The organism is Pseudomonas paeninsulae (genome assembly GCF_035621475.1).
Taxonomy (GTDB): Bacteria; Pseudomonadota; Gammaproteobacteria; order Pseudomonadales; family Pseudomonadaceae; genus Aquipseudomonas; species Aquipseudomonas paeninsulae.
This window is the reverse complement of record NZ_CP141799.1, coordinates 3,303,990-3,322,596: the sequence shown is the minus strand read 5'-3', so window position 1 is coordinate 3,322,596 and position 18,607 is coordinate 3,303,990. Positions and strand designations below refer to the sequence as shown.

Sequence of the window (18,607 nt, the reverse complement as noted above, 5' to 3'; positions counted from 1 at the left end):
ATGCAACTCTTCCTCAACAACTGGTCCAGCGCTTTGTCGCTGCCGGCCACGGCTTCGGCCGTCCAGCTTTCCATCACGCCCGCCGATGCGGCACTGCTCGCCGGCCTGGGTACGGGCGATCACTACCTGCTGACCCTGGCCCTGCTCGACATCAACGGCAGCGAAACCGCGTGGGAGGTTGTGCGCGTTACCGCCCAGGCGGCTGGCGTGCTCGATGTCGATCGCGGCCAGGAGAGCACGACCGCGCTCGACTGGGAGGCTGGCGCACCGATCAGTGCGCGGCTGACCAAGGCCAGCGTGGAAGGGCTGCGAGGCGCGGTCGTCAGCGATGCCGTGCCGCAGCCGCTCGGCGCCGCTGCGGCCGGAACCAGCCCGGACGCTGCGCGGGCCGATCACGTCCACGACCTGCCGACGCCGGCCGCCATCGGCGCGGCGACTACTGCGCAGGGCGCCAAGGCTGATACCGCTGTGCAGCCGCTCGACCTGGCGTTCGTAGCAACCAGTGGCCTTTATGATGATCTGTCGGGCCGACCGTACATTCCAGTGGTCCCGGCTGACATTGGCGCAGCCACCGCGGCACAAGGCGCGCTTGCCGACACTGCCGTGCAACCTGCGGCGCTAACCTCGGGGCTGGCAGGCAAGGTCGATGTGGATGGCGCCAAGGTGCTCAGCGACGAGAACTACACCACGGCGGAGAAATCCAAGCTCGCCGGCCTGGAGGCCCAGCACTACCGCGGCACCTACACCAACCTCGCCGCACTGCAGGCCGCCGTGCCTACTGGCGTGGCGGGCGACTACGCCGACGTCGATGCCGGCGCCGCTGACCCCGTGCTGCGCTACATCTGGGATGGCAGCGACAGCGAATGGGTGGCTCAGGCTGGCAGCGCTGACCCGATCACTGCGGCGCAGGTTAAGACCCTGTATGAGTCCAACGCCGACACCACCGCCTACACCGACGCCGAGAAGGCGAAGCTGGGCGGCGTGGCGTCGGGCGCCACCGCCAACGCCGACACCGACAGCCTGGCCGAGTCGGGCACCCCGACGAACAAGTGGTTTACCGCCGCCCGCGTGCGCGCCGCCGTACTCACCGGCCTCAGCCTGGCAGTCGGCACGGCAGTGGCCGCGACCGATAGCGTGCTGGAGGCATTCGGCAAGCTGCAGAAGCAGATAACCGACCACTTCGGCGCAGGCGGGACCGCACACAGCGCGGCGACCACCAGCGTGCCGGGCTTCATGTCGGCCGCCGACAAGACGAAATCCGACAGCGTGGCCAGCGGCGCCACTGCGAACGCAGCAGATGCAGCCCTGCGCGACCGCGGCACGCACACCGGCACCCAGGCGCAGAGCACAGTCACCAACCTGACTACCGACCTTGCGGCCAAGATGGCCAACCCGATGACCGTGGCCGCTGACCTGATCGTCGGCGGTGCCAGTGGTGCGCCGGCCCGCCTGGCCAAAGGTACGGCCCTGCAAGTGCTGCGGATGAATGCGGCGGGCACTGCTCAGGAGTACGCCACCCCATCTGCCGGCGCTTCGCTCGCTGTCGTGCAGACCTTCGCCGGCAACAAAACCCTCGCCCTGGCTGACAACAACACCTACAACAGGAGCCTCGACGGCACAGCGCAGACCGTGACCCTTCCGACGCAGGCGACCGTAGCCTGGGCGGCTGACGCGGAGATCCACATCGAGCAAGGCGCGGCCGGTAGTGTGACCATCACGGCGGCGGCTGGCGTATCAATCAACGGCGTGACAGCCGGTAGTTTCTCGCTGTCCGGTCAGTATGCCGCCGCCACACTCAAGCGCACCGAGGCAGACGCCTGGACGCTGATCGGTATGCTGCCGGGCGCGCTGACCACGGCGCTCAACGAAGCCGCCATCGTCACACTTGCGTCGGCCGCCACGGTGGATATTGGCGCGGCCAAGGCCAACACAATCAGCATCAGCGGCACCACGACGATAACCGCGCTTGGCACCATTGCATCCGGCGCGCTCCGCCGGCTTGTTTTCCAGGGCGCGCTGACGCTGACCCACAACGCCACGTCGCTCATCCTGCCGACCGTAGCCAACATCACGACCGCAGCCGGCGACGTCGCCGAGTTCGTTTCGCTGGGTTCGGGTAACTGGCGCTGCATCAGCTACCTTCGCGCCGACGGTCTGGCGCCGCTCGGCGGGCGCGAGGTCCTGAAGGCGGATCGCACCTACTACGTCCGCACTGACGGCAACGACAGCAATAACGGGCGAACGAACGCAGCGGGCGGCGCCTTCCTGACTATCCAGAAGGCCATCGACGTGGCCGCTGCGCTAGACGCCAGCATCTACAACGTGACCATCCAGCTTGGGCTGGCGGGCACCTATAGCGGCGCAGTGCTCAAGGCATTTGTCGGGTCCGGGACGTTTGAAATCCTCGGCGACAGTGCAGCCCTGGCCAGTTACGTCATCTCATCGGCAGCCAGAACCATATATGGCACATCCTTTGGCAGGTGGAAGTTGCGCGGGGTCCACGTAACGAGCACGGCGGCCGGGCTATACGCGCTGGAATCGGCCGGCGCAGGGTCAATTATTGACCTGGCTGACGTGGGTCTTTCCGGGGTTTACGGGCTGGCGGCCGCCACTCTCGGCGGGATGATTCGAGCCACATCCCCATGGTCCATACTCTCGGGCGCGGTAATTGGCCTATCCGCCACATCGCAAGGCATGATCTACATCCGCGGCACAACACTCACGCTGTCAAACTCGCCAGCGTTCAGCGCTCGATTCTGCCAAGCCGCGCAGCAGGGTCAGGTTGACTGCATCGGCATGACTTTCATCAACGCTGGCACAGTGACCGGCAAGCGCTACGAACTGGCAACGCTGGGCCTGATCTTTACCAGCGCGGCCGGCGAGACCTATCTGCCAGGCACGGTTGCCGGCTTCGTTGCGACGGGAGGGATTTACGCATGACGACCTACCAGCTGACAGGAGAGGGTTATGTCATCCGCGACGGTAGCGATCATGTGCCGATTGCGGATACGCCGGATTACCCGAACGACTCGCCAGACTACCGCGCATACCTCGACTGGCTGGCGTCTGGCAATACGCCGACTGCTGTCGAGATAGCGACGCAACTGGAACGAGCGGAGGCCGCTCTCACCCAGGCGGTACAGGCCTACATGGACACCATTGCCCGCTCGCATGGCTACGACGGCATTCTCAGCCTGTGCAGCTACGCCACCAGCAGCGTCGCCCAGTTTGCTGCCGAAGGGCAGGCCGGAGTGGTATGGCGCGACGGATGCTGGTCGGTCGGCCACCAGATTGCAGATGATGTGCGCGCCGGCTTGCGGCCCACCCCCACCCTTGCGCAAGTGTTTGACGAGCTGCCGTCTATGGTATGGCCGGCATGACTCCTAGAGCCCTAACCCTCAACGCCCCCAGTGGAGGCACCCTAGTAATGACTGATCGAATGAGCGTGACCCTCAAGCGTGTCGCGTCTGACGTATGGGACGTGATCGGCCAGACGGTGGCCGCATGATTATGGGAATGATGGCGGCGCAGATGCGGACGGCTGGAGGGGGCGCCCCACTCTGGACCCCGCTCAACATGGCGACGGTGCCGCAGATCTACCTGGACGCGCAGGACAGCGTGGTCACCGATGTGTCGGGCGCCTGCTCGGCTATCTCCAACCTGGGGGCGATGGGGGCGAATGGTGATTTCTCGCAGACCAGCTCCGGGTATCGCCCGGCAATTCTGCCGGCGGAGCTGAATGGCAAAAAAGTGCTTCGTTTTGACGGTAGCAACGACGTCATAACCTCCGGGTCTACGGCTGCGAGAGGGGTACTTAAGGCCGCGCCTGTGGCATGGGCCTTCAACGTGTACAAAAAACGAAGCGTGGACCCGTCGCCAACCTTCAGAAATCTGGTCTATGTGAGCACCGGAACAGGGCCAGGGCTAGCCGTGAGGTTTTCTGTGTTTTCCGGCTCAGGGCAGGCGGATGGCGCCAATAAACGCATGATCCAGGGGCGTCGTCTTGATGCTGACGCCCTGGCACTTATCACCAGCCCGAATCCCTCATACGAGGGCTATTGCATGTCGTTGGCAATCATGGGCATTACGGCGAACAATATGGAGCTTCGCCTTGACGGGGCCGTAGAGGCAACGGGGACCACCATCCCTGGATCATCCCCGGTTACTTCTACGTCGGACTCATACCACGCGCTGGCGATTGGGGCGACGCCCTTCGCGGGGAGTGCGTCCGACGTGGACCTTGCGTGCACGGTCCTCAGCAATAGTCTCCCCTCGGCGCAGGACATCGACAAGCTGTTCGGCTGGGCAGCGCACAAGTACGGCCTGACTGCCAACCTGCCGGGCGGCCACCCCTACAAGACGGTCGCGCCAACGATCTAATCCAGCCCGCTCCGGTGGGCTTTTTTACGCCTGGAGAAAACCATGCCGCACACTGAGCGCGAATTAGACACGCTTGCCCGCACGCTATGGGGCGAGGCTAGAGGGGAGGGCGCGGCCGGGCAGATTGCCGTGGCCTGGTGCATCCGCAACCGGGTGGAGATGGATCTGCACAACGACGGCAAGCCCGACTGGTGGGGCGAGGGTTATGTCGGCGTGTGCCGCGCGCCCTGGCAGTTCTCCTGCTGGAACAAGAACGACCCGAACTTTGCCTATCTGGTCGGACAAAAGCTGATCCCGGCCGGGCAATTCCTGACGGCGCGCGAATCTGCGCTGGCGGTGATCGACGGACACGAGCCTGACCCGACTGATGGCGCGACCCACTACTACTCGACCAGCATGAAGACTGCGCCGAAGTGGGCGGCCAGGGCGCAGCTCACGCGCAAGATCGGCCGGCACCTGTTCTACAGGGATGTGCCGTGATGGCCATCCTCGCGCAATACCGCCTCGCGCTGATCGCCGCGGGCGTGGCCGCGCTGATGGCCCTGTCCGCTGCCGGCGCCTGGACGTGGCAGGCAAATGCCTACGGCAAGCAACTGGCTGTCCAGTCCGGACTGCACAGCGACACCCTGGCCGAGATTGCTCGAGCATCGTCGCGCATGCTCCAGGCGCAACAGGAGAAGCGGCAGGCGCTCGAAACCCAGCTGTCCGCACTGGACGGCCAGCATTATCAGGAGCTGACCCATGCGCAACAGACTACCGATCGCCTGGCTGCTGATCTCGCTGCTGCTCGCCAGCGGCTGTCAGTCCGCACCACAGGTAATGCCAATAGCAACGGAGTGCCGGCCGGGGCCGGTGCCGCCAGCGTGGATGATGGAGCCGAGCGCGCCGACATACACCCGGAGGATGCTCGAGCTATTGCAGCCATCACAGGTGATGCCGACCGCTGCGCCGTGAAGTTGACGGCGCTGCAGGGCTGGGTGAAAGAGGTTGCTAAAGGGGGGGGGTGATCGTGCCCAGGACGGGCGGGAGGGGTTGAAACTGCTGTCTAAAACTACCTGACCCTGCCGCGTGGTTGCTGGCGCTCAGGGCGGCTATCTCGGGTTTTTGTTTTAGACAGTGGTCGGGCGCGGGCCAGTAACCGTGCGGCTATAGCCTGCTTTCCGCAGGTACTGCTGCAGTACTGGAGTATGGCAATGCTGTCATTAAGCTGTCATAACGCAGCCCAAACAGCCCACCTGCAGCCCAAATGCGATCAATGAATGGCCTGCAGGCCGCGTGGTTGCTGGGGCTGTGCATTGCCGTTAAGGGTTAGTATCCTTGCGCCGCCAGGCCGCGAGAAGCGACTTTCAGATGACTCGAATAAGAATAACGCCATGAGCGAACGCACCACCTCGTCGAACTGGGCCCTGGGCATTGTCCAGGCCCTGGAAATGGGCGGCGTCGACTGCCGCGCGATATTTCGCCAACTGGGGTTGGATTACGCCGCGCTGGAGGATCCGGATGCACGCTTTGCCCAGGACGGCATGACGCGGCTGTGGCAGCGCGCAGTGGAGCTGTCGGGCAATCCGGCGATTGGCCTGAACATGGCCAAGGTGGTGCGCCCGGCTTCATTCCATGTGGTCGGTTACGCCTTGATGTCCAGCCGCACCTTGACCGAGGGGCTGGCGCGTCTGGTGCGATATCAGCGGATCATCGCCGAGGGCGCCGATCTCAGTTTCCGGCCCACGGCCCAGGGCTATGAACTGATCCTGGCGATTCATGGCGACCGCTTGCCGCCGGCTCGGCAGAGCGCTGAGGCCTCGATGGCCTATGCCTTGGCCTTTTGCCGTTGGCTGACCGGTCAAGCGATTCGTCCGCAACAGGTGCTTTTTCAAGGCGAGCCACCGGCGGACCTCGAACCCTTTCAACAGGTGTTTCAGGCGCCGCTGAAGTTCAATGCCGGGCACTACGCGCTGCTGTTCGAGCGGGCCGACATGGATCGGCCATTGCCGACGGCCAATGAGTCGCTGGCCCAGTTGCACGACAGGTTTGCCGGCGAATACCTGGCGCGCTTCTCGGAAAGTCGGGTGAGTCACCAGGCCCGGCAAGTGCTGTGTCGCCTGCTACCCCAGGGCGAACCCAAGCGCGAGGCGGTGGCGCTGGCGCTGCATGTATCGCAACGGACCTTGCAGCGACGCCTGCAGGATGAGGGAACGAGTTTTCAGCGCCTGCTCGACGACACCCGTCGCGAGTTGGCCGAACAGTACCTGGCCCAGCCCAACCTGACTCTGCTGGAAGTGGCCTATCTGCTCGGCTTTGCCGATCCGAGCAATTTCTTCCGCGCGTTCCGTCGCTGGTTCGACATCACTCCGGGCGAGTATCGCGCGCGGCTGTAGCTTGGTGCAGGGTGCAGCGATGCCCGGACCCACTAACAGGCCGTTGAAAAACTACCTACGTTGCCGATACGGCGTTAAAAAACAGGCTCGGGTGCGAGCTCAGTCGGAATGCTCATTTACAGCTCGTAAACTCCGCTTCCTCGCCTGTTTTGCCTTGTCTCGGCTGCCTCGTCTACGTTTTTCAACGGCCTGCTAACCAGTGGCGGCCTCAGTGTCTCCAGAACGCCGGCATCAACAGCACCAGCACGGTAAGGATTTCCAGGCGTCCAAGCAGCATGCCGGCGGTCAACAGCCACTTGGCCGTGTCCGGCAGGCTGGAGAAGTTGCCAGCTGGACCAATGATCGGGCCCATCCCTGGGCCGACGCCGGACACGGTACTGGCGGCGCCGCTCAGCGCGGTGATCCAGTCCAGGCCGCAGAGCGTCAGGGCCAGCGCCAGCAGGGCGATGGTGATGGTGAAGAAAAACGAAAAGGTCAGGATCGAGCGGACGATGTCTTCGTCCAGGCGGTGCTGGTTGTATTGCTGCTTGATGACCGCACGCGGGTGCACCAGTTGCAGCAGGTTGGCCTTGAGCAGGATATAGGCGACCTGGAAGCGGAAGATCTTCAGGCCGCCTGCGGTCGATCCGGAGCAGCCACCGATAAAGCCCAGGTAGAAGAACAGCATGCCGGCGAAGCCACCCCATAGGGTGTAGTCGCCGAGGGCGAAGCCGGTGGTGGTCATGATCGAGGTGGTGTTCACCGCCACGTGGCGTACCGCTTCCAGCCAATGCAGTTCGGTGGTCAGGCTGTACCAGGTGCCGAGCGCCAGCCAGGTACTCAGCAAGATGCCGAGGAAGCCGCGTACCTGCTGATCGCGCAATAGCGCCTTGAAGTTGCCCCGCAGCATCGACACATAGAGGACGAACGGCAGGCTGCCGAGAATCATCACCACTACGCTGACCCAGTGCACCGCCGGCTGCGACCACTTGCCGATCGAGCTGTCGGAGGTTGAGAAGCCGCCGGTGGCGATCGCCGACATGGTGTGGTTGATGGCATCGAATACGCCCATGCCCGCGGCCCAGAACGCCAGGGCACTCAGCAGGCTGATACCCACGTAGGCCGCGACCATGAATTTGGCGACCATGTGCGAGCGCGGCATGACCTTGTCCGAGCGATCCGACGATTCGGTCTGGAACAGGCGCATGCCACCGATGCGCAGCATCGGCAAGATCGCCACGGCCATGGCAATGAAGCCGATACCGCCGAGCCAGTGCAGCAGCGAGCGCCAGATCAGGATGCCTGGCGACATGCTGTCCAAGCCGCTGAGCACCGTGGCGCCGGTGGCGGTGATGCCGGACATGCTTTCGAATACGGCGTCGGCGAGGCTCATGTGCTGGGCCAGCATGAACGGTAGCGAAGCGAAGGTGCATACCAGCAGCCAGCTCGACACCGTCAGCATGTACATATCGCGTGGGCGCAGTTCGACGCCTTTCGGGTGGCCCTGGGCAACCATGGACAGCCCGGCGACGAAGGTAATCAGGCTCGACCAGAGATAGGCATTGAGTTCATGCGCGCGCTCAAAGATCACCAGGGTGAGCATCGGCACTACCATGCTCACCGCCAGGGTGATCAGGAAAATACCGTTGATGAAGGCAATGATGCGTAGGGTCGGCAAGGCCATCTAGTCGGCTTCCAAGCAAATCAAGCAAATAATGACGTCATTCTAGGTGGGACTGCCGGCACGGCGCCGAGTCATCGGTAATCTTGCCGGTGTTTAGTGTCTCCAGAAAGCCCGGGTGACCAGCACCAGCACGGTAAGAATCTCCAGGCGACCGAGCAGCATGCCGAGGGTTAGCAACCATTTGGCCGCATCCGGCAGGCTGGAGAAATTCCCCGCCGGGCCGATGATCGGACCAAGTCCCGGGCCGACATTACAGACGGCGGTGGCTGCCGCCGTCAGTGCGGTAGTCCAGTCCAGTCCAATCAGCGACAGCCCCAGGGCGATCAGGCCGATGGTGATGGTAAAGAAGAAAGAGAAGGTGAGGATCGAGCGGACGATATCCTCATCGAGGTTGTGGCCGTTGTAGCGCTGTTTGATCACCGCACGCGGGTGGACCAACTGGTTGAGGCCGCTACGCAGCAGGGTATAGGCCACCTGAAAGCGGAAAATCTTCAGGCCGCCCGAGGTTGAGCCGGAGCAACCGCCGACGAAGGTCAGGTAGAAGAACACCATCACGGCGAAATCGCCCCAGAGGCTGTAATCACCGAGAGCAAAGCCGGTGGTGGTGACCACCGAAACCACGTTGAGGGTGACGATGCGCAGGGCGTCGAAGTAGGCGTACTCGGAGTGCATCCAGAGCCACAGGCTGAACAGCAGGCAGGTGCAGGCCAGGAGCGAGATAAAGCCGCGCACTTGCTGGTCCTTGAACAAGGCCCGGCGATTGCCGCGGATGGTGGCGACGAAGAGGGTGAAGGGTAGGCCGCCGAGCATCATCAAGACGATCGCCACCCAGTGCGAGGCTGGACCGAAGTGGGCCATGGAACTGTCGGAGGTGGAGTAGCCGCCGGTAGAAATCGAGGTCATCGCATGGTTGATCGCCTCGAACCAGCTCATGCCTGACAGCCAGTACGCCAGGGTACCGGCGAGGGTTATGCCGACGAAAATCGCGATGATGTACTTGGCCGCCATGTGCGAGCGTGGCATGACCTTTTCGCCCCAGTCCGATGATTCGCTCTGGAACAGACGCATGCCACCGACGCGCAGCAGCGGCAGAATCGCCACGGCCATGCCAATGAAGCCGATGCCGCCCAGCCACTGCAGCAGCGAACGCCAGATCAACAACCCAGGTGAGGCGCTGTCGAGTCCGGTCAGTACGGTGGAACCGGTGGTGGTGATGCCTGACATGGTTTCGAAGAAGGCGTCGGTGTAGCTGATGTGCTGAATCTGCATCATCGGCATGGCGGCGAAGATGCACACCACTAGCCAGCTGGCGGTGGTCAGCATGTACATGTCGCGTGGGCGCAGCTGAGCGTTGGCCGGGCGCCCGCTCAGCACCAGGGCGAGGCCGCTGGCAAGGGTAATCAGGCTTGACCAGAGAAAGGCATCGAGATCATCGGTGCGCTCGAAGACCAGTAGCGTCAGCATCGGGATGGTCATGCTGACGGCCAGGGTAATCAGAAAAATGCCGAGGATGAAACCGATGATGCGCAGCGTCGGCAAGGCCATGACAGGAGGCTCGGATTGAAGGCGGCAAAGGGCGCCATTCTACTCGCGCCGCAGAGGCTGTAAACCAGCTGGCGCATGCAGCGAATAAACCATTGCGTCGGCTTATGCCGTGTTGCCATCAGTTGCCGTGGCGCGCGCGTGGTATCGGCGTATCCGCTTTTCATCCGGGCTATCGATATGGCGCTTTACAAGCGCATGGCTCGGCATAGAATAGCCGCCAGGTGCCGGCCCTTGCCGGTTTCTGAGCCCTCTCAAATCATGTCGAACGCTAATCCTTGCCTTACGTGTGGCGCCTGCTGCGCGCATTTTCGTGTGTCTTTCTTCTGGGGTGAATGCCAATCGGCCGGCGGTACGGTGCCGGACGACCAGGTGGTGCTGATCACTCCGCATCGGGTCGCCATGCGCGGCACCGAGTACAAACCGGCCCGCTGTGTCGCCCTGCTCGGTGAAGTGGGGCAGGGCGTGCGCTGCACGCTCTATGAGCAACGCGCCAGTCCATGCCGCGAATTCGAGGCGTCCTGGGCCAATGGCGAGCCTGAGCCGCGCTGTGACGATGCCCGGCGCGCCCACGGCCTGCCGCCGTTGATGCCGTTCGTGCGGCCGAGTGTGGCGCCGGAGCGGGTTGCCTAGAATGGAGTAGCCGGCCGTTGCAACGCTACTCAACGCTTTGCTCACGGGTGCTTGCCGCGGCGGCCAGCCTGCGTATTTGTTTGCGCTAATCCGTGCAGTTTATTTCTGCTGTCGGTTTGCTCGTCGCGCACAGTTTTTCCCCACCGCCCTGCGCCACGCTCTAGAATCCCCGCTTATTTTTGTTCAAGAGGTGGCCGATGGATGCTCTCGATGCTCTGCTCAATCGTGTTTCAGTGCCGCGTTTGTGCGAGCCTGCACCGGATGCCGCACAGCGCGAACTGCTGTTTCGCGCGGCATTGCGTGCACCGGATCACGGACAGTTGCGGCCGTGGCGCTTTCTTACGATCGAAGGGGCTGCGCGTGAGCACCTGGGCGAGTTGTTCGCCCAGGTCATGGCGGCCGGCGCGGGTGACATAAGTGAGGAAGCCTTGGCCAAGGCGCGTGCCATGCCGCTGCGAGCACCTTTGCTGGTGGTGGTGATCGCCCGTGTAAAGGCCCATGCCAAGGTGCCGCAGCAGGAACAGGTGATCGCCGCGGGTTGCGCTACCCATGCCATTCTGCTCGCCGCTCATGCCCAGGGTATAGGCGCGGTATGGCGCACCGGTGAGCTGGCCTATAACGCTCAGGTGGCGACGGGGCTTGGCTTGGGCAGTGACGAACACATCGTCGCCTTCCTTTACCTGGGAACTGCCGAACGCGAATTGCGCAAACCCGTGCCGTTGGCTGTAGCCGATTTCGTCAGCGCCTGGCCGGGCGTGTAACCGGCGACTCGCAGGGCGCTACTAGCAGGCAGTCCGTAGCGGATGATCGGGGCGGTACAAACCAGGCGGGCTGTCGTTGCGCTCCGAACGGATCGCCGCCCGGATCACCCTACGCTCCGTACGCAGCCGCCCTACTTGCCAGTCTGCGGCTTTAGCGGTAGCAGCAGGCTGGCACTGAAGCCACCTTCTGGGTGATTGTTCAGTACCAGTTGGCCGCCGTGACGCTCGGCGGCGCGCCGGGCAATCGCCAGGCCCAGGCCATGCCCGGGCGTGCTTTGCCCAGGTGCACGGAAGAAGGGCTCGCCCAGCCTGGTCAGGTATTCGGCGGCAACGCCAGGTCCGTGGTCGCGTACGCTGAGGCGCAGTTCGTCGGCCTGCCGTTCGACCTTGAGTTCAATTGCCTGGCCCGCCGGGTTGAAGCGCAAGGCATTGCGTAGCAGGTTGTCCAGCGCCCGTTCGAGCATGTCCGGCCAGCCGTGCAGGCTCGCTCCGGGTGTCAGTTTGATCTCCACCCGCTGTTGCGGGGTATCGAGTTGTGCCTCTTCTTGCAGCTTGCGCAGCAGCGCGGCAAGGTCGATTGGTTGGGCTGCGCCAGGATCGGCGTCGAGGCGGGCGAGGGCGAGAATCTCGCTGATCAAGGCTTCCAGGCGGTCGCACTCGCGCGCCAGGCGCGGCCAGAGCTTCTCCCGTTCGGCGGTGTCGGCGCGTTCGGCCAGGGCCAGTGCTATGCGTAAGCGCGCCAGTGGCGAGCGCAGTTCGTGGGACACATCACGCAGCAACTGGCGCTGGCTGCCTATTAGCCCTTGCAGGCGCGCGCCCATGCGGTTGAAGTCGCGGGCCAGCACACCCAGTTCGTCGCGTCTATTGGCCAGGCGGGCCAGGCTGTTCTGCTGGTAGGCGGTCTGGCCGAGGTCGTGTACGGCGCCACGCAGGCGATTCAGCGGGCGGGTGATGGACAGGGTCACCAGCAGGCTGAACAGGGTCAGTACCACCAGGGCGATGGCCAGCGCGCTGAGCGGCAAGAGCAGGCTGTCGCGTTGCCAGGCGGCCAGTTCCCGGTGTGGAATGCGGTAGATAAACAGGTAGGTTGCGCCGCTCTGGGGGCTGCTGTAGTCGGTAGTCAGGCGGCGCCAGGGCAGGCGTTTGTCATTTTGCTGGCGTGCCTCGAAGGCAGCGGCGCGCGGCGGGAAGGTGCCTCGGACCAGGGGTTGGCCGTTGTCATCGAGCACTTGCACGTTGAGGCGCGAGGCCTCCTTGCGTTGCTCGAGAAAGGTCTGGGCGGCGTCGGCTCCCTGCTCTTCATAACGGCTGGTCCAGGTTTCGGCCAAGCCGTTCAGGGCCGGGTGCTGGCTGAGAATCCAGGCATCCTGGTTCAGCGCTCGTCCCAGCAGCATGGATAGCCCGGCAACCAGGGCAAGGGCCAACCAGAAGCTGGCGAAGATGCGCCAGAACAATGAACGCACGGAGGACTCCTTGGTCGCGAAAAAACCCATCAAGCCGGGGCTTGATGGGTGGAATTGTGGTGGCCAGCACGACTGGCCAGGGCCAGTCGGTTGTTGTCATTCGACCTTGCTAGCCTGCTCGGCTTTCCAGGCGTTGAAGGCCGCACGCTCGGCGCGACGTTCCTGCATTTTCTTCTGGTGTTCGTCGAAGGCCTTCTGCTGTTCGGGTTTGAGCAGGTCGCGAATGGTGCTGTGCTGCTTGTCCTTGGCGGCTTTCAGCTCATCCTGCATGGCTTTCTGCTCGGCGGCCGGCAGTTTTTCCAGATAGCGCTGGGTGATTTCGTGGCGGCTTTTCATCTGCTCGCCCATCAGCTTGCGGATTTCGCGGTGTTGCTCCTGGCTCAGGTCGAGGTCTTGGAACATCCGCGAGCCATGTCGGTCACCGTGGCCGCCGCCGTGGTGCGAGCCGCCGTCGGGCATGGCCATGGCCAGCGTTGGTAGGGTCAGTGTGAGTAACAGGGCGGTGAGAGTCTTGCGCATGGTGTGTCTCCTTGTCTCGATGCCGGTTAGTTACCGGATGTGCCCAGTCTAGAGCGATCAAGGTCAAGGGCCGTCAGGCAAGGGTAAAGCTTGAGTAAAGGCGAGTCAGGCTTGGCCTTACCCAGAATCTCAGGCGCTGTAGTAGTAACCGCGGCTGCGCAAGGCGAGGATGCGCGGGCGTCCGTCCGGGTGGGGGCCGATTTTCTTGCGCAGGTTGCTGACGTGCATGTCCAGGCTGCGGTCGTACAGCGTCAGCTTGCGGCCTAGCGCCAGTTGCGCCAGTTCCTGCTTGTCCACGGGTTCACCGGGCTGCTGCAGCAGTGCTTCGAGCAGGCGGCTTTCCGACAGGGTGAGGATGACCTCGTGCTCGCCGATCGTCACCACGCCGCGTGCCTGACTGAAGCACAGGTCGCCCAGTTGCAGTTGGCTGGACACGGCAGGATGCAGGCTGCGGCGCAATACGGCGCGCAAACGGGCGGTCAGCTCACGGGGGTCACAGGGCTTGGCCAGATAGTCGTCGGCGCCAAGCTCCAAGCCGAGGATGCGATCCAGCGGCTCGCCACGGGCTGAGAGCATCAGCACCGGCAGCTCCGGGTGATCACTGCGCAATTGCTTGAGCAACTCCAGGCCGCTGCCGTCGGGCAGCATCACATCGAGTACCACTGCGTCGGGTGTCTGGTTGGCCAAGGCGAGGCGTGCGCTGTGGCCATCATGGCAGGCGCTGACCTGGAAGCCTTCCTGGCTCAGCCAGGTGGCCAACAGCTCGCACAGTTCGATGTCGTCGTCGATCAGGAGAAGTGCGCTCATACTGATTTCAGTTTATCCACTCACGCCGCGAGCGGCGGTTGCCACGCAGCAGTGCGCCGAGGATGACGCCCAGTAGTGCTGCGCCAGCGCCGACGACAAACCATTGTTGCTGATCGCCGAGTAATGGCTCAGGTGCTACGGCCTGGTTTTTCTTTAGTTGCAGCTTGAGGTGTTGGTTTTCCTGGTGTAAACGCTGCGATAGCGCGCTTTCGCGTTCGCCCCCGCTGGCTTGCAGTTCTGCGCCCAACGCTTCGCGTTGTTGCTCGCTGGTGGCCAGGCGCTGCTGCAGGGCGTCTATCTGCGCTTGCTCTGCCGTCGCCGCTGCGGAGGGTGCAGGCGGGGTTTGCTCGGCATGCAGGCCAAGAGGCAGCAGCAACAGCGCAAACAGAAAAGACCACGGGCCTGGGCGCATCGGAACTCCTATGTCCTAGTGGATTGTTGTGGGCGAGCAGCGAACGGCAGGTGTGCGGATTAAGGCAGAACCAGTTTGAACGGTTTGACCAGCACCGAGGCGTAAACACCAGCAGCGCGGTAAGGGTCGGCATCGGCCCAGCTTTGGGCAGCATTGAGCGAGTCGAACTCGGCAACGATCAGACTGCCGGAAAAGCCTGCCGAACCCGGGTCGTTGCTGTCGATCGCAGGGTGCGGGCCGGCGAGCACTAGACGACCTTCGCTCTTCAACTGCTCCAGCCGCGCGACGTGCGCGGGGCGAGCAGCCAAACGGTTTTCCAGGGAGTTTTCGACATCGGTGGCGATAATGGCGTAGAGCATCTCAATCCTTAATGGTTGGGGCGCTAGTTGGTATTAGCGCAGAAAAGCAGTATGGACTGGCAAAGTCGAGCAATTGTTTGGCAAGTGGATGAAAAGTTACCCGGTTGGCAGGCCGCTGAACAAGCTAGTGAGCGACGGCTAGGCGGTCATCAGAATGCTCATTTACCGCCGGTAAATTGCGCCGTTGATGCGCTTCGCGCGCCCTGTGGGCTAGCCTTAAATTGCCAGTTTATTTCAACCATCTATTAGTGATGTCAGCAAGAGTTCGCCGGTGTCGGCATAATAACAAACATAAATTACTGAGAAAGCGTTCCTTATGGATGTTGATTTGCATTGCCATAGCACCGCTTCAGACGGTGCGCTTGCGCCTGCTGTGGTGGTCGCACGGGCATACGAGCGCGGTGTGCGGCTGCTTGCGCTGACCGACCATGACACCTTGGAAGGCCTAGAGGAGGCGCGTGCCGCCGCCCAGGCGCTGGATATGCAGCTGGTCACTGGCATCGAGTTGTCCTGCACCTGGGGTGGCGCCACCATCCATGTCCTCGGTTATGCCTTCGCCAGTGATTCGCCAGCGTTGCTCCAGTCGATTGCCGAGTTGCATGAAGGGCGCTGGTTACGGGCCGCAGAAATCAGTAAGCGCCTGGACAACAAAGGCATGCCCGGCGCACTGGAAGGCGCGCGGGCCGTGCAGCTGGAATTGGGCGACAGTGGCAACGCTCCTGCTCGGCCGCACTTCGCCGAGTTCATGGTGCGCGCCGGTTACGTCAAGGATCGCGCCGAAGCCTTCCGCAAGTGGCTCGGGTCGGGCAAGTTGGGTGACGTCAAACAGCATTGGCCGGCGTTGCAGCAGGCCGTTGCAACCTTGCAACAAGCGGGCGCCTCGATCAGCCTGGCGCACCCGTGGCAGTACGACTTTACTCGTAGTAAGCGACGCAAGTTGATTGCCGATTTTGCCGCTGCCGGTGGCCATGCGCTGGAGGTGGTCAACGGTATGCAGCCGGCTGAACAGGTCGGCGGTCTGGCGATTCTGGCTCGCGAATTTGGCCTACTGGCAAGTGCCGGTAGTGACTTTCATGCACCTGGCGACTGGTCCGAACTGGGTATGTATCGCCCTGTACCCGAGGACTTGTCGCCCCTTTGGGCGCGTTTTCAGCATGTCCGACAGCCTACTGCAATTTGAACAGGGAGTTAGCTTGAGTCAATTTTTCCAGGTTCACCCGGAAAACCCACAGCTGCGCCTGATAAAACAGGCGGTGGAGATCATCAGGGCCGGCGGCGTGGTGATTTATCCCACCGATTCGTCCTATGCGCTCGGTTGCCATATCGGTGACAAGAATGCGGTTGAGCGTATTCGCCGTTTGCGCCAGTTGGACGACAAACACAACTTCACTCTGCTCTGTCGCGACCTGTCGCAGATCGGTCTGTTCGCCAAGGTCGATACTGGGGCCTTTCGGTTGCTGAAGAACCATACGCCGGGGCCTTACACCTTCATTCTCAATGCCACTCGCGAAGTGCCGCGCATGTTGCTGCACCCTAAGCGCCGCACCATTGGTCTGCGGGTACCCGATCACCCGATTGCCCAAGCGTTGCTCAGCGAACTCGGCGAGCCGCTGATGAGCGTCAGTCTGATTCTGCCGGGCGAGACGCTGCCGATGAGCGATCCCTATGAAATGCGCCAGATCCTCGAACATCAGGTCGACCTGATCATCGACGGTGGTTTTGGTGGGCTGAAGGCCTCGACCGTAATCAATCTGGCGGATGATGAGCCGCACATCATTCGCGTCGGCTGCGGTGATCCCACGCCTTTCGGCGAGGCGTGAAGGCCTCGCACGAAATGCGCGAAATTCCGCACGCCTGACTGTCAGCGGTTACAGAATCAGCACCACCAGCAGCGCCACCAGCAGGATGACGACGAAGTCGGTGCCGCTGAGTGCACCGCCGGCCGGTAAGGCATCTATCCGCTGGGCGAGGGTGGCTGTCTCCGCGGGCGTCAGGGCATCCACCCGGCTACGGGCCAGGGCCGCGGGAACATCCATGGTTTGCAAACGCTCCTCGACGTCGGCGCGGTTGAGGAACTCACTGACTTTGACGCGATCGGCTTGAGCGGTCTGCTCGGCAATGACTTCTTGGGTGCCGATCATGCCGGCCTGAGCGGTTAGCGGCGGCAGAAGCAGCAATGCTGCCAGAATGGCGAAAGTTGGGGCGGTAATTTTCATGCTGTGACCCTCGACGAGTGGTCGGGATTCGCGTCAAACCTTGCACTGCTGTTGGCGCACGATTCTGCCGTCGATTTTTCTGGGCGGCTTCATTGATTAAGACTGGCCGTGAGCCTGAACGGTTCCGTGGTCGTTTTTTCCGCGGCAGCTTCTGGTCTCGTTATACTTCGCGTCTTGTTGATTCGCTCAGGTAACCTGGTTTGAGCCTTGTTGATTCCGAACGCCGCGTGCTGTCCGGCATGCGTCCCAGTGGCCGTTTGCACCTTGGTCATTATCATGGCGTGCTGAAAAGCTGGATCAAGTTGCAGCACGAATACGAATGCTTTTTCTGCATCGTCGACTGGCACGCACTGACGACCAACTACCAGGGTGTCGGGCCGATCTCCCAGCATGTCATGGACATGGCGGTGGATTGGCTGGCCGCTGGGGTCAGCCCCAGTTCTGCGACCTTGTTCATCCAGTCGCAAGTGCCGGAGCACGCCGAACTGCATCTACTGCTGTCGATGATCACCCCGCTTAGCTGGCTGGAGCGGGTGCCGTCCTACAAGGAGCGGCAAGACCGGCTGCAGGGCAGGGAACTCGCCACCTATGGTTTTCTGGGTTATCCGTTGCTGCAGGCGGCGGATATCCTGCTGTACCGAGCGGGGGTGGTGCCGGTTGGCGCCGATCAATTAGCGCATATCGAGTTCGCCCGCGAAGTGGCTCGCCGTTTCAATCATCTCTATGGCCGTGAGCCGGGCTTCGAGCTGAAAGCCGAGGCGGCAATCCGCAAGCTCGGCAAGAAAACCGCCACGCTCTACAACAATTTGCGCAAGGCGTACCAGCAGCAGGGTGACGTCGAGGCCCTGGAAACCGCCAAGGCGTTGCTTAAAGAGCAACAGAGCGTCACCATCGGCGACAAGGAGCGGCTGTTCGGTTACCTGGAAGGTGGCGGCAAGGTGTTGCTGCCCGAGCCGCGCCCCTTGCTCAGCGGTGCGCCAACGTTGCCGGGGCTGGATGGCGGGAAAATGTCCACGTCCAGCGGCAATGCAATTTTTCTGCGTGACAGCAGTGCCGAAGTCGAAGAGAAAATCAGGCGCATGCCCACTGATCCGGCGCGGGTGCACCGGGACGATCCAGGTAATCCTGCTCATTGCCCGGTTTGGCCGCTGCACGAGATTTACACCAGTGAAGAGACGCGTGCTGCACTGCAGCAAGGCTGCAAGAGTGCCGGCATCGGTTGTCTGGACTGCAAGGGACCATTGATCGAGGCCGTGCAGAAAGAGCTGCAACCCTTGCAGGCGCGTGCCGCCGATTACCAGGACAACCCCGAGTTGCTGCGCAATATCCTCGCCGAGGGCGCCGAGCGTGCGCGCAATGAAGCACGGGAAACCCTGACCGAGGTGCGCCTGGCCTTGGGTTTGAATTACCGCTGAGCAGGAATTCGATAAATCAATATGCACAGCCAGTCACCTGAACAGCCCGCCGACAGTCAAGC

The 18,607-nt window shown here is 62.6% G+C and carries 19 protein-coding genes; 11 read left to right on the top strand and 8 right to left on the bottom strand.

Annotated elements, in window-relative coordinates:
• From VCJ09_RS15135 to VCJ09_RS15110, 6 genes are all read left to right on the top strand, one after another.
• Entirely contained in the window at positions 1-2,940 is a 2,940-nt protein-coding gene (locus VCJ09_RS15135; RefSeq protein WP_324730966.1) for a hypothetical protein, read from the top strand.
• Complete coding sequence (locus VCJ09_RS15130; RefSeq protein ID WP_324730965.1) at positions 2,937-3,380, top strand: hypothetical protein; 444 nt, start codon at positions 2,937-2,939, stop codon at positions 3,378-3,380. The genes VCJ09_RS15135 and VCJ09_RS15130 overlap by 4 nt, the downstream gene beginning before the upstream one ends.
• Positions 3,381-3,504: 124 nt before the next feature.
• On the top strand, positions 3,505-4,380 hold the full coding sequence (locus VCJ09_RS15125; protein WP_324730964.1) for a hypothetical protein: 876 nt from the start codon (positions 3,505-3,507) through the stop codon (positions 4,378-4,380).
• 42 nt (positions 4,381-4,422) lie between these two features.
• The gene (locus tag VCJ09_RS15120) at positions 4,423-4,860 is read left to right on the top strand and encodes a cell wall hydrolase (RefSeq protein ID WP_324730963.1); all 438 of its coding nucleotides are present in this window, start codon (positions 4,423-4,425) and stop codon (positions 4,858-4,860) included.
• Positions 4,860-5,387, top strand: coding sequence for a lysis system i-spanin subunit Rz (locus VCJ09_RS15115; RefSeq protein WP_324730962.1), 528 nt, complete (start codon positions 4,860-4,862; stop codon positions 5,385-5,387). Before VCJ09_RS15120 ends, VCJ09_RS15115 begins: the two co-directional genes overlap by 1 nt.
• Positions 5,388-5,753: 366 nt before the next feature.
• Positions 5,754-6,755: an AraC family transcriptional regulator gene (locus VCJ09_RS15110; protein ID WP_324730961.1), complete on the top strand. Its 1,002-nt coding sequence runs from the start codon at positions 5,754-5,756 to the stop codon at positions 6,753-6,755.
• Positions 6,756-6,963: 208 nt separating this feature from the next.
• On the opposite strand, the gene VCJ09_RS15105 is transcribed toward VCJ09_RS15110, so the two are convergent.
• Both VCJ09_RS15105 and VCJ09_RS15100 read right to left on the bottom strand, forming a co-directional pair.
• Entirely contained in the window at positions 6,964-8,418 is a 1,455-nt protein-coding gene (locus tag VCJ09_RS15105; protein WP_324730960.1) for a TrkH family potassium uptake protein, read from the bottom strand.
• Positions 8,419-8,511: 93 nt separating this feature from the next.
• Positions 8,512-9,963, bottom strand: a complete 1,452-nt coding sequence (locus tag VCJ09_RS15100) for a TrkH family potassium uptake protein (RefSeq protein WP_324730959.1) — start codon at positions 9,961-9,963, stop codon at positions 8,512-8,514.
• 258 nt (positions 9,964-10,221) lie between these two features.
• Here VCJ09_RS15100 and VCJ09_RS15095 point away from each other — a divergent pair, with 258 nt between their 5' ends.
• Positions 10,222-10,593: a YkgJ family cysteine cluster protein gene (locus tag VCJ09_RS15095; protein ID WP_324730958.1), complete on the top strand. Its 372-nt coding sequence runs from the start codon at positions 10,222-10,224 to the stop codon at positions 10,591-10,593.
• A gap of 197 nt (positions 10,594-10,790) precedes the next feature.
• Positions 10,791-11,354, top strand: coding sequence for a nitroreductase family protein (locus VCJ09_RS15090; protein WP_324730957.1), 564 nt, complete (start codon positions 10,791-10,793; stop codon positions 11,352-11,354).
• A gap of 131 nt (positions 11,355-11,485) precedes the next feature.
• Here VCJ09_RS15090 and VCJ09_RS15085 read toward each other — a convergent pair whose 3' ends face one another.
• The 5 genes from VCJ09_RS15085 to VCJ09_RS15065 all read right to left on the bottom strand — a co-directional run bounded on the left by VCJ09_RS15085 (position 11,486) and on the right by VCJ09_RS15065 (position 14,914).
• On the bottom strand, positions 11,486-12,817 hold the full coding sequence (locus VCJ09_RS15085; RefSeq protein ID WP_324730956.1) for a sensor histidine kinase: 1,332 nt from the start codon (positions 12,815-12,817) through the stop codon (positions 11,486-11,488).
• A gap of 96 nt (positions 12,818-12,913) precedes the next feature.
• Positions 12,914-13,336: a Spy/CpxP family protein refolding chaperone gene (locus tag VCJ09_RS15080; protein ID WP_324730955.1), complete on the bottom strand. Its 423-nt coding sequence runs from the start codon at positions 13,334-13,336 to the stop codon at positions 12,914-12,916.
• A 129-nt stretch (positions 13,337-13,465) separates the two neighbouring features.
• The gene (locus VCJ09_RS15075) at positions 13,466-14,143 is read right to left on the bottom strand and encodes a response regulator transcription factor (protein WP_079202482.1); all 678 of its coding nucleotides are present in this window, start codon (positions 14,141-14,143) and stop codon (positions 13,466-13,468) included.
• A gap of 7 nt (positions 14,144-14,150) precedes the next feature.
• The gene (locus VCJ09_RS15070) at positions 14,151-14,555 is read right to left on the bottom strand and encodes a translation initiation factor 2 (RefSeq protein WP_324730954.1); all 405 of its coding nucleotides are present in this window, start codon (positions 14,553-14,555) and stop codon (positions 14,151-14,153) included.
• A 59-nt stretch (positions 14,556-14,614) separates the two neighbouring features.
• On the bottom strand, positions 14,615-14,914 hold the full coding sequence (locus VCJ09_RS15065; protein ID WP_238041526.1) for a YciI family protein: 300 nt from the start codon (positions 14,912-14,914) through the stop codon (positions 14,615-14,617).
• A gap of 316 nt (positions 14,915-15,230) precedes the next feature.
• Between VCJ09_RS15065 and VCJ09_RS15060 the strand changes: the two genes are divergently transcribed.
• Together VCJ09_RS15060 and VCJ09_RS15055 are read left to right on the top strand one after the other, a co-directional pair.
• Positions 15,231-16,094, top strand: coding sequence for a PHP domain-containing protein (locus VCJ09_RS15060; protein ID WP_324730953.1), 864 nt, complete (start codon positions 15,231-15,233; stop codon positions 16,092-16,094).
• Positions 16,095-16,107: 13 nt separating this feature from the next.
• Complete coding sequence (locus tag VCJ09_RS15055; protein ID WP_154067072.1) at positions 16,108-16,734, top strand: L-threonylcarbamoyladenylate synthase; 627 nt, start codon at positions 16,108-16,110, stop codon at positions 16,732-16,734.
• A gap of 48 nt (positions 16,735-16,782) precedes the next feature.
• On the opposite strand, the gene VCJ09_RS15050 is transcribed toward VCJ09_RS15055, so the two are convergent.
• Positions 16,783-17,130: a PA2779 family protein gene (locus tag VCJ09_RS15050; protein ID WP_324730952.1), complete on the bottom strand. Its 348-nt coding sequence runs from the start codon at positions 17,128-17,130 to the stop codon at positions 16,783-16,785.
• 200 nt (positions 17,131-17,330) lie between these two features.
• Between VCJ09_RS15050 and VCJ09_RS15045 the strand changes: the two genes are divergently transcribed.
• On the top strand, positions 17,331-18,545 hold the full coding sequence (locus tag VCJ09_RS15045; RefSeq protein WP_324730951.1) for a tryptophan--tRNA ligase: 1,215 nt from the start codon (positions 17,331-17,333) through the stop codon (positions 18,543-18,545).
• The last annotated feature ends 62 nt before the right edge of the window (positions 18,546-18,607 follow it).

Bases quoted from the DNA above. Each gene is read 5' to 3' on its own strand.
- VCJ09_RS15135 (WP_324730966.1), top strand. From the start codon at position 1: ATGCAACTCTTCCTCAACAACTGGTCCAGCGCTTTGTCGCTGCCGGCC.
- VCJ09_RS15130 (WP_324730965.1), top strand. From the start codon at position 2,937: ATGACGACCTACCAGCTGACAGGAGAGGGTTATGTCATCCGCGACGGT.
- VCJ09_RS15125 (WP_324730964.1), top strand. From the start codon at position 3,505: ATGATTATGGGAATGATGGCGGCGCAGATGCGGACGGCTGGAGGGGGC.
- VCJ09_RS15120 (WP_324730963.1), top strand. From the start codon at position 4,423: ATGCCGCACACTGAGCGCGAATTAGACACGCTTGCCCGCACGCTATGG.
- VCJ09_RS15115 (WP_324730962.1), top strand. From the start codon at position 4,860: ATGGCCATCCTCGCGCAATACCGCCTCGCGCTGATCGCCGCGGGCGTG.
- VCJ09_RS15110 (WP_324730961.1), top strand. From the start codon at position 5,754: ATGAGCGAACGCACCACCTCGTCGAACTGGGCCCTGGGCATTGTCCAG.
- VCJ09_RS15105 (WP_324730960.1), bottom strand. From the start codon at position 8,418: ATGGCCTTGCCGACCCTACGCATCATTGCCTTCATCAACGGTATTTTC.
- VCJ09_RS15100 (WP_324730959.1), bottom strand. From the start codon at position 9,963: ATGGCCTTGCCGACGCTGCGCATCATCGGTTTCATCCTCGGCATTTTT.
- VCJ09_RS15095 (WP_324730958.1), top strand. From the start codon at position 10,222: ATGTCGAACGCTAATCCTTGCCTTACGTGTGGCGCCTGCTGCGCGCAT.
- VCJ09_RS15090 (WP_324730957.1), top strand. From the start codon at position 10,791: ATGGATGCTCTCGATGCTCTGCTCAATCGTGTTTCAGTGCCGCGTTTG.
- VCJ09_RS15080 (WP_324730955.1), bottom strand. From the start codon at position 13,336: ATGCGCAAGACTCTCACCGCCCTGTTACTCACACTGACCCTACCAACG.
- VCJ09_RS15075 (WP_079202482.1), bottom strand. From the start codon at position 14,143: ATGAGCGCACTTCTCCTGATCGACGACGACATCGAACTGTGCGAGCTG.
- VCJ09_RS15070 (WP_324730954.1), bottom strand. From the start codon at position 14,555: ATGCGCCCAGGCCCGTGGTCTTTTCTGTTTGCGCTGTTGCTGCTGCCT.
- VCJ09_RS15065 (WP_238041526.1), bottom strand. From the start codon at position 14,914: ATGCTCTACGCCATTATCGCCACCGATGTCGAAAACTCCCTGGAAAAC.
- VCJ09_RS15060 (WP_324730953.1), top strand. From the start codon at position 15,231: ATGGATGTTGATTTGCATTGCCATAGCACCGCTTCAGACGGTGCGCTT.
- VCJ09_RS15050 (WP_324730952.1), bottom strand. From the start codon at position 17,130: ATGAAAATTACCGCCCCAACTTTCGCCATTCTGGCAGCATTGCTGCTT.